The organism is Butyricicoccus sp. Marseille-Q5471, assembly GCF_951230135.1.
GTDB lineage: Bacteria > Bacillota > Clostridia > Oscillospirales > Butyricicoccaceae > Agathobaculum.
The window spans coordinates 156,309-164,666 of record NZ_CATNVC010000005.1 but is presented as its reverse complement, the minus strand read 5'-3'; the positions used below and the strand labels follow the sequence as shown (position 1 = coordinate 164,666).

7 protein-coding genes and 1 tRNA gene are annotated in these 8,358 nt (G+C 56.0%); 5 read left to right on the top strand and 3 right to left on the bottom strand.

The genetic code is table 11. The annotated features are described in order from the left end of the window. A partial coding sequence (locus QOX26_RS08185; protein WP_283674487.1) for a sugar ABC transporter substrate-binding protein occupies positions 1-428 on the top strand: 428 nt, incomplete at its 5' end. A gap of 50 nt (positions 429-478) precedes the next feature. Here QOX26_RS08185 and QOX26_RS08180 read toward each other — a convergent pair. Further along, the gene (locus tag QOX26_RS08180) at positions 479-1,390 is read right to left on the bottom strand and encodes a sugar phosphate isomerase/epimerase family protein (RefSeq protein ID WP_283674486.1); all 912 of its coding nucleotides are present in this window, start codon (positions 1,388-1,390) and stop codon (positions 479-481) included. Positions 1,391-1,569: 179 nt separating this feature from the next. Continuing rightward, a tRNA-Val gene (locus QOX26_RS08175) sits at positions 1,570-1,646 on the bottom strand. A gap of 196 nt (positions 1,647-1,842) precedes the next feature. On the opposite strand from QOX26_RS08175, the gene QOX26_RS08170 reads away from it, so the two are divergent. The 3 genes from QOX26_RS08170 to QOX26_RS08160 all read left to right on the top strand — a co-directional run bounded on the left by QOX26_RS08170 (position 1,843) and on the right by QOX26_RS08160 (position 5,337). Beyond that, entirely contained in the window at positions 1,843-3,111 is a 1,269-nt protein-coding gene (locus QOX26_RS08170; protein WP_283674485.1) for an adenylosuccinate synthase, read from the top strand. Between the two features lie 250 nt (positions 3,112-3,361). Then, positions 3,362-4,417 carry a uroporphyrinogen decarboxylase family protein gene (locus QOX26_RS08165; RefSeq protein ID WP_283674484.1) on the top strand — a complete coding sequence of 352 codons (1,056 nt, stop codon included), beginning with the start codon at positions 3,362-3,364 and terminating at the stop codon, positions 4,415-4,417. Beyond that, the gene (locus tag QOX26_RS08160; protein WP_283674483.1) at positions 4,414-5,337 is read left to right on the top strand and encodes a CobW family GTP-binding protein; all 924 of its coding nucleotides are present in this window, start codon (positions 4,414-4,416) and stop codon (positions 5,335-5,337) included. Before QOX26_RS08165 ends, QOX26_RS08160 begins: the two co-directional genes overlap by 4 nt. Positions 5,338-5,376: 39 nt before the next feature. On the opposite strand, the gene QOX26_RS08155 is transcribed toward QOX26_RS08160, so the two are convergent. Then, on the bottom strand, positions 5,377-6,228 hold the full coding sequence (locus QOX26_RS08155; protein WP_283674482.1) for an AraC family transcriptional regulator: 852 nt from the start codon (positions 6,226-6,228) through the stop codon (positions 5,377-5,379). Between the two features lie 480 nt (positions 6,229-6,708). Here QOX26_RS08155 and QOX26_RS08150 point away from each other — a divergent pair, with 480 nt between their 5' ends. Beyond that, on the top strand, positions 6,709-8,322 hold the full coding sequence (locus QOX26_RS08150; RefSeq protein ID WP_283674481.1) for a solute:sodium symporter family transporter: 1,614 nt from the start codon (positions 6,709-6,711) through the stop codon (positions 8,320-8,322). The last annotated feature ends 36 nt before the right edge of the window (positions 8,323-8,358 follow it).

The following is an 8,358-nucleotide window of genomic DNA, read 5'->3' as shown; positions in this document are numbered from 1 at the left end:
ACCGCCTCAACGGCTTTAAGGATCAGTGCGACGCGTTCTCGGTTGTCGCGTCCCAGACCGCACGCTGCGATCGCAACGAAGCGTTCAATGTCATGCAGAACGTGCTGTCCTCCAACCCTGAGGTAAACGTCGTCTGGGCAATCAACGCCGAGATGGGTCAGGGCGCGATTCAGGCAATCGAGCAGGGCGGATTTGCGGGCAAGGTGCAGGTGTTCGACTTTGACGCATCCTCCGATGACATCGCCGCGATTGAAGCAGGCACACTGGCCGGCTCTGTTGCGCAGTACCCGAATCTGCAGGCGGAAGCCGCGATCCAGGCCTGCCTCGACGTACTCGACGGCAAGACCCTCGAAGCACACACCAAGACCAAGGCCGCACTCGTGACCATGGACAACGTTGCCGACTTCAAGGCCGGCAAGGATATCTGAGTTACAGCAAAAAAACACCCCGGAGCTTACGCTTCGGGGTGTTGCTTTATTTACTTGCCGAGCAGCTCGCGCTCGATGCGCTCACGCGCTTCGGGAGCCTGCTTTGCCATCTTCTCGGGGAAGCCGAACATCGACACGCACGCGATGTTGTCGCCGCCAAGCTTGGGTGCGTCAGCCTTCAGCTGCTTGTTCGCAAAATCCATGTCGCGCAGCGTCTCGAAGATGCCGGGGAAGTTCACATCGCCCTCGCCCATTGCAAGGTGCTGGTGAACGACTGCATCGGTCTGTCCCAGCCAGGGCGGATTGACGATATAGCGGCAGTCCATGGTCTGGTTGTAGGTATCGGCAAACAGAACATGAGTCAGCTCGTCGCCCGCATACTGGAGCATCGAGCGCACGTCGCCCTTGCCCTGATCGTAGAAGAAGCCGTGGGGCGAGGAGTAAACGTAGCCGAGGTTTTTGGAGCGGAAGGACTTGACCATGTCGCAGGTCTCATTGTTCAGCTCGCAGAAGTCGTAGGGGTGAGACTGAATCTCAACGCGGATGCCTTCCTTTTCAAACAGCGGCAGCAGCTCTTCCATCGAGCGGAACCACATACCGTTGCAGATTTCCTGCTGCTTGGGGTCGCCGGAAAGCTCGGTGTTGATGACCTGCACGCCCATGTTGACGGCAATCTCAACAATCTTCTTCCAGTTGGCAACGGCCAGCTGACGCTGCTCCTCGGTCGGGCCCGACCAGCGGTACACGACGATAAACGAGGAAATCTCTACGCCGGTTTCGGCCAGCGCCTTGCGGTATTCCTGCTCGCACTCCTGGGAGAACAGCGGGTGCTTATAAAACGGGTTGATACGCGGATGGGGGGACTGCTCGATGTACTTGTAACCCCACTCAGCCACCTGATGCACCATGTCGTTGATCGACATCTGCTTGGCCAGTACGTCTACGTCAAATGCAATTTTCATAGCTCAAAACTCCTTCTCTTTGCGAATTGTTTCCGGATTTGTTGGAATAATTGTATCAGAAAGCAGGAGGAATGCACAATCTGAAAACCGCTTTTCTTACTGATAAATCCGATTTTCTGCAAGAGAAAACAGCATTTTGGCAAAAGAAAAAAACCGCCACAATTGTGACGGTTTTTAAATGGTGGAGTTAGAGGGGCTCGAACCCACGACCTCTCGCGTGTGAGGCGAACGCTCTGACCAGCTGAGCTACAACTCCGTAACCAATACTATACCAGAAGATGGCGGGATTTGCAAGTCTTTTTTGCATACGGAATGAGAGAGTTTTGACGCGAAAATCGTCGGAAGGGGTGTAAACGTGCAAAATGGGATTGAAACAGGGCGGCAGCTGTGCTATACTTTAACCGTATGGCGTGCCGCAGTGCACGCAGCAACGAGGAAAGGAATGGGATACTATGCCCGGTAAAGTGATTTTGGGCGCCCAGTGGGGCGATGAAGGCAAAGGCAAGTTTATTGATATTTTCGCGGGGAAGGCTGATCTGGTCGTTCGCAGCCAGGGCGGCAACAACGCCGGCCACACCGTTGTTGTCGGTGAGGAAAAATATAAACTGCAGCTGATTCCCTCGGGTATCCTATATCCCGACTGCGTCAATGTAATCGGCCCCGGCGTTGTGGTCGACCCGCGCAATGTGCTGCGCGAGATTGACGGCCTTGCGGAAAAGGGTGTTTCGGCGGATAAGCTGTTTATCGACGCACGCTGCCACTGCATCCTGCCGTGGCATCTGGAGCTTGACGCGCTTTCCGAGAAGGCGCGCGGCGGAGATGACATCGGCACGACCAAAAAGGGCATCGGCCCGACCTACATGGACAAGGCGGAGCGCATCGGCGTGCGTATGCACGATTTCGTGGGCGAGCGCTTTGAAGAGGCCATGCGCGAAGCCTGCGCACGCAAAAACAAGGTTATCACCGGCGTGTACGGCGGCGAGCCGATTGATATTGAGGCTGTGCTCGCAGAGTACAAGGGCTATGCCGACCGTCTGCGCAGCCACGTCAAGGATACCAGCATCATGACCTATGAAGCGGTCAAGACAGGCAAGTTCGTGCTGTTTGAAGGTGCGCAGGGCACGCTGCTCGACCTCGACATGGGCACCTACCCCTATGTTACCTCGTCTCACCCGGTGGCGGGCGGCTGCTGCATCGGTTCGGGTGTCGGCCCGACCGCAATCACCGACATCATGGGCATTTTCAAGAGCTACACCACTCGCGTCGGCAAGGGTCCGTTCCCGACCGAGCTGTTCGATGAAACGGGTGACTTTATCCGCGCTGCCGGCGGTGAATTCGGTACGGTTACCGGCCGTCCGCGCCGTACAGGCTGGTTTGACGCGGTCATCGCGCGCTACACCGTGCGCGTCAACGGCCTGACCGAGATGGTCATCAACAAGATTGACCCACTGTGCGGTCTGCCCAAGCTCAAGGTCTGCGTGGCCTACAAGTTTAAGGGCGAAACCATCACCGAGTTCCCGGCGGACTTTGCCGATTTGGCACACTGCGAGCCGGTATACGAGGAGTTCGACGGCTTCACGGAGGATATCACCGGCTGCCGCAGCTTTGAGGAGCTGCCCGTTTCGGTACAGAACTATATTAAGGAGCTCGAGCGCATCGTAGGCTGCAAGGTCACCATGCTGGGCGTTGGCCCTGCCCGCGATCAGGTTATGAGCATCTAAAAGAACCCTATTTTACGCCGTCCAAGGCATTCGCTTTGGGCGGCGTTTTTATGCTGTTCGGACGAAATTTACGGCGGACGGCAGGGAAATAGGGCACACGCGGGTCGGCAAAATAATCCTAAAAATGGATAGCGGCGTACAATACGGCGGGCGCGCTTCTCTGATAAAGTAAAGACATCCAAAGGAATTCCGACAAAGAGAATAGAAAATATCAGATTAAAGGATCGAACTGCAACGGAGGAGTGTTATTATGAATTCTTACGAGAGAGTTGTCGCCGCGCTGAACCATCAGGAGGCCGACCGTGTGCCGGTTTACCCCATTCTGTCCGGTATCACCCGCAAGCTGGTGGGCGCAAGCTATGAGAAGTGGTCGACCGATGCGGAAACCTGTGCCAATGCCTTTATCGAGTCGACGCGCAAGTTTGACATCGACTGTGTGGTCACGCTGATCGATCTGTCGGTCGAGTGCGAGGCATGGGGGCAGAAGCTGGTCTTTGCCGAGAACGATGCCGCGCATCCCGATTATAACGACTGCGTGATCAAGGAAATTGAGGACTATGCAAACATCAAGAAGGTGGATTACCGAAATGCGGAACGTATGATGATGCACATTGACGTGTGCAAGCGTCTGGTGGCGGAACTAAAGGGCAAGAAGCCGGTCGTCGCTTTTGTGTTCGGGCCGCTCGGCGTGCTGAGCATGCTCAGAAACCAGCAGGATATGTATATGGATTTGTATGATGATCCGGACGCGGTCAAGACTGCCGCCCGCGAAATCAACGAGACGCTCAAGGAATATGTCGCCGCGCTGTGCGATACGGGTGTGGACGCAATCATGTTTGACACCCTGTTTGCATCGGGTACGATTATGGCAAAGGATATGTGGGTTGAGATGGAAGGCGGCCTGATGCGCGAGCTTTCCGAGGTGGTGCGTCAGAAAAACTGCCTGAATATGATTCACAACTGCGGTCAGCGCATCTATTTTGACGTGCAGATTGACGCGATTCAGCCGGCGGCGATTTCGTTCCTCTATCCGTCGGACGACTGCGAGACCTTCGCTGATGTCAAGGCGAAATACGGCGACCAGGTGACGCTCATCGGCTGCGTCACGCCGGCGAGCGCGGTCATCGGCACTGACGAGGAGTGGGATCAGCAGTGCACTGACCAGATTGACGCAATGGCGGCAGGCGGAGGTTTCATGCTCGCGACCGGGTGCGAGTACCCCTCGGGCGCGACGTTTGACCGCGCCGAGCGCATGATTGACATCGCCAAGACCTACGGCGTCTACAAAAAGGAAGCGGTGGGATGACCAAGGTCGACTTGGTCACCGGCTTTCTGGGCGCGGGCAAGACAACTTTTCTCGCGCGCTACGGTGACTGGCTCACGCGGCGGGACGTGCGCTTTGCCGTTATTGAGAACGAATTCGGTGCGGCAGGCGTCGATCGGGCGATTTTGAGCGAACGGTTCGGCAACGTCGGCGAATTGTCGGGCGGATGTATCTGCTGTACGCTGAAACTCGGCTTTCATGATATGCTGGCGCGGCTGTCGGGGCAGTGCGATCGGGTGATTGTGGAACCCTCCGGGCTGTTTAACATGGACGACTTTTTCGAGGTGGTCGACTCGCTCACGCGTGAGGGACTGTGCGAATCCGGCATGTGCCTGACGCTGATTGACCCGCACACGCTGTCCGCACTGGACGAAACCGAGCAAAGCGTGCTGCAGACCGAGCTGACCGGTGCGGGCGCGGTGCTCTGGACCAAGGTTGACGTACCGCCTGTGTGCGATTTAGAGCAGGCCGCGCGGTTTGCCACGGCATGCATGGGACTGGCAGGGGAGCGGCCACTCGCGTTTTATCCACAACCTGCCCACCTGCTTGTGGATAAGGATTTTGCCGCGCTGCAGCAGGCGGAAGCCGTGCGGCGAACGCATCGCCGCGTCGTGTTGAACCATACCGCACTATACCAGAGCACGGCGCTTCGCCCCCAGGGCGTATTTGCGCGGCAGACACTGCTCGAAACACTGGAATCTCTCATCAGCAGCGGCGCGTGCGGCGAGATTCTGCGTGTCAAAGGCTTTCTGAATGCAGAAACAGGCACGTTTGCGGTCAACTGCACGGTGTCCGACCGATTGGTCGAGTCCTGCGCGGAGCGAACGCCCATGCTCAACGTCATTGGCCGCAATTTGGATCGGACGGGCATCAAAACGGCGCTGGAGCGCATTTCTGAATAAAAGAAAAGGACGAACGCATGATGCGCTCGTCCTTTTTGCTTATCCAAGAGGCAGTTCGCGGAAGCGGCGGGGTGAAATGCCGATTTTTTCGGTAAACGCGCCGGTGAAGCTGGATTCTGTGCGGTAGCCGACCTCGGCGGAGATGGCCTTAATCGGCATTGAGGTGGTTTTGAGCAGATATTTGGCACGATCCATGCGCATGAGCACGATATACTCGTGCGGCGAATGGTGCAGCTCGGCGCGGAACAGGCGAATCAGGTGCGAGGGACTCAAATGCACCTCGGCGGCGACGCGGCGCAAATTCAAATCCTCTCCCAGATGGTTGTGGATAAATTTGACCGCCTGCTGAATCGGTCCATTTTCCTCGCCCGCCGTAGTGACCTGCGCGCCCGGCATCAGATAACACAGCACGCTGTGCAGCGTGCGCGAGTGCTCGGCGTCGCTCACGGGCTGGTTGTTGGCAAACTGCGACACCATAAAGCGGATGAGCGTCGCGGCCTTGTCATTATGGTCGGTGTGGTGCACGATGCTGCCGTGTGCGCGGGTCAGATGCTCGCAAAGCTCAAAGGAGTTGACGCCCGCGATGTGCATCCAGTAGAACTCAACATAGTCGGCCGTATCATAATACTGCGGAAAGGTGCAGTCCATCAGCACGATGTCGCCCGCCTGCGCAATGTATTTCTGGCCGCGGTACTCCACCCGCATCTCGCCCTTTTCAATCAGCATGAGCAAGAGGTTGTCCATGTGCTTACGGCGAATTTTGTAGCCGCGCTCACAGTAATAGTGGCCGCACGAATTGACATAGTAGAACAGGCGACGCGTGGCCGCGCCGACCGTGCTGAAAAACAGTTCGGAGCCTGAAAGCACGCCGGTTTCGTTTTGACAGAGCATGGATGCACCCTCCCCTGTATCATTTTTCTGCGCTAACTATAACAGGCGCAGCGCGGTTTGTCAACCAACAAATTTAATATTATAGCACCATGCGTGCAGACGCGCAATAAGAAAATCGGGGAAATACTTGCTGAAAATGATCATATTTTTCGGCGGAAAAAAAGATGTGTCAGCCCGAACGCGACGGCATGCGAAAAGGAATGCGCATTTTCCGAAAGTATTTCACGTGAAGTGATTAAAACTGGTGATAGTTAACAGAAATACCTTGCATAACGGGGGATTTGCCATAAAAAGTGGCGCAAGAATATATCATGCAATATGCACAAAAGCAGGAATGAAGCTTTGGAGGGCTGGTTGCAAGGCAAATTTTGATGTGATATGATACAGCCATAGAACCCCGCGGGATACTTGTGATTTGGCCAAATTGCGCAAAACAAATAAAGAAGAGATAATAAGGATTACATATAGGGGGTTCACCGCATGTTCACCATTTTGACCTTTATCGGCTTTACCGTTCTGGTCGCTGTTATTTCCTGGCTCCGCACGAGACACGACAAGCTCGATACCCAACAGGGATACTTTCTCGCAGGCCGCGGCTTGACCGGACTGGTCATTGCCGGCTCGCTTGAGCTGACCAACCTTTCGACCGAGCAGCTGGTCGGTCAGACCGGACAAAGCTACGCGACCAATATGGGCGCAATGAACTGGTCGGTCAGCGCAAGCTTCGCGCTTTTGTGTCTGGCGATGGTCTTTCTGCCGCGCTATCTGAAAGCCGGCATCACCACCATTCCGGAATTTCTGGAGCAGCGCTATGACTCGACCGTCAAGCGCATCATTTCGTTCCTATTCCTGCTCGGATACCTGCTGACCTATTTGCCGACCGTGCTGTACTCCGGTGCGCTGGCGTTCAACCGCATTTTCGGTCTGGACGAGCTGCTCGGCCTGACCTCGTTCCAGACAATCGCGCTGCTGTGCTTCGGCATCGGCCTGATTGGTGCAATCTACGCGATTTTCGGAGGACTAAAGGCGGTTGCGGTGTCGGATACCATCAACGGCATCGGCCTGCTGATCGGCGGCTTTCTCGTTCCCATTCTTGCCATCTGCATGATGGGGGGCGGAAGCTTTATTGATGGCATGAAGGACTTTATCGCCAATGTGCCGGCGGAAAAATTCAACTCCATCAACCCTGCCAACGCGCTGCCGCCTATGGTGCCGTGGCCGGTGCTGTTCCTCGGCATGACCTTCAACAACCTGTTCTACTGGTGCACCAACCAGTCGATTATCCAGCGTGCGCTGGCGGGTAAAAATCTGGCGCACTCGCAGAAGGGTGCCATCTTCACCGGCTTTCTCAAGCTGGTCGATCCGTTCTTCATCACCATTTGCGGCCTGCTGGCGTACCGCTTCTTCGGCGACAGCCTGATGGGCAACACCGATGCGGCCTATCCCATGCTGGTGGCCAAGGTCATTCCTGCACCGCTGTTGGGCTTTTTTGCCGCCGTACTGTTCGGCGCAATCCTGTCCTCGTTTAACTCGGCGCTCAATAGCTGCGTGACGCTGTATACACTCGATTTTCACCGTCCGCTCATCAACAAGACCTGCGACGACGCGCATCTGGTCAAGGTGGGCAAGAAGTTTGGCACTGTGCTTGCGGTTATCGCGATCTGCGTCGCACCGTTCGTCATCAACGCGCCCTCGGGGCTGTACGACTTCCTGCAGGACTGTTTCGGCTTCTACTCCATGCCGATTCTTGCGACCGTGCTTTGCGGCTTCTACTCCAAGCGCATTCCGGCGCTTGCGCCCAAGGTGACGCTCGTCGCGCACGTGGTGCTGTATGGACTGTCCCATCTGCTGCCGAACTTCGGCATCAATGTGCATTATCTGTGGATTCTGTCCGTGCTGTTTATCGTTGACATGCTGATTATGTTCGCAGTCGGCAAGCTCAGACCCCGCGCGACCGATTTCGTGCTGGAGGACGTGGGCGCGGTCGATTTGACCCCATGGAAATACGCAAAACCGGCCTGCGTGCTGTGCATTGTCTGTATGTTGGCGGTGTACTGGCTGTTCTCACCCCTCGGCCTCGGGTCGATACTGTAGCAAAAGAGAGTTTATTCACCTGTAGTCAACCGCTGC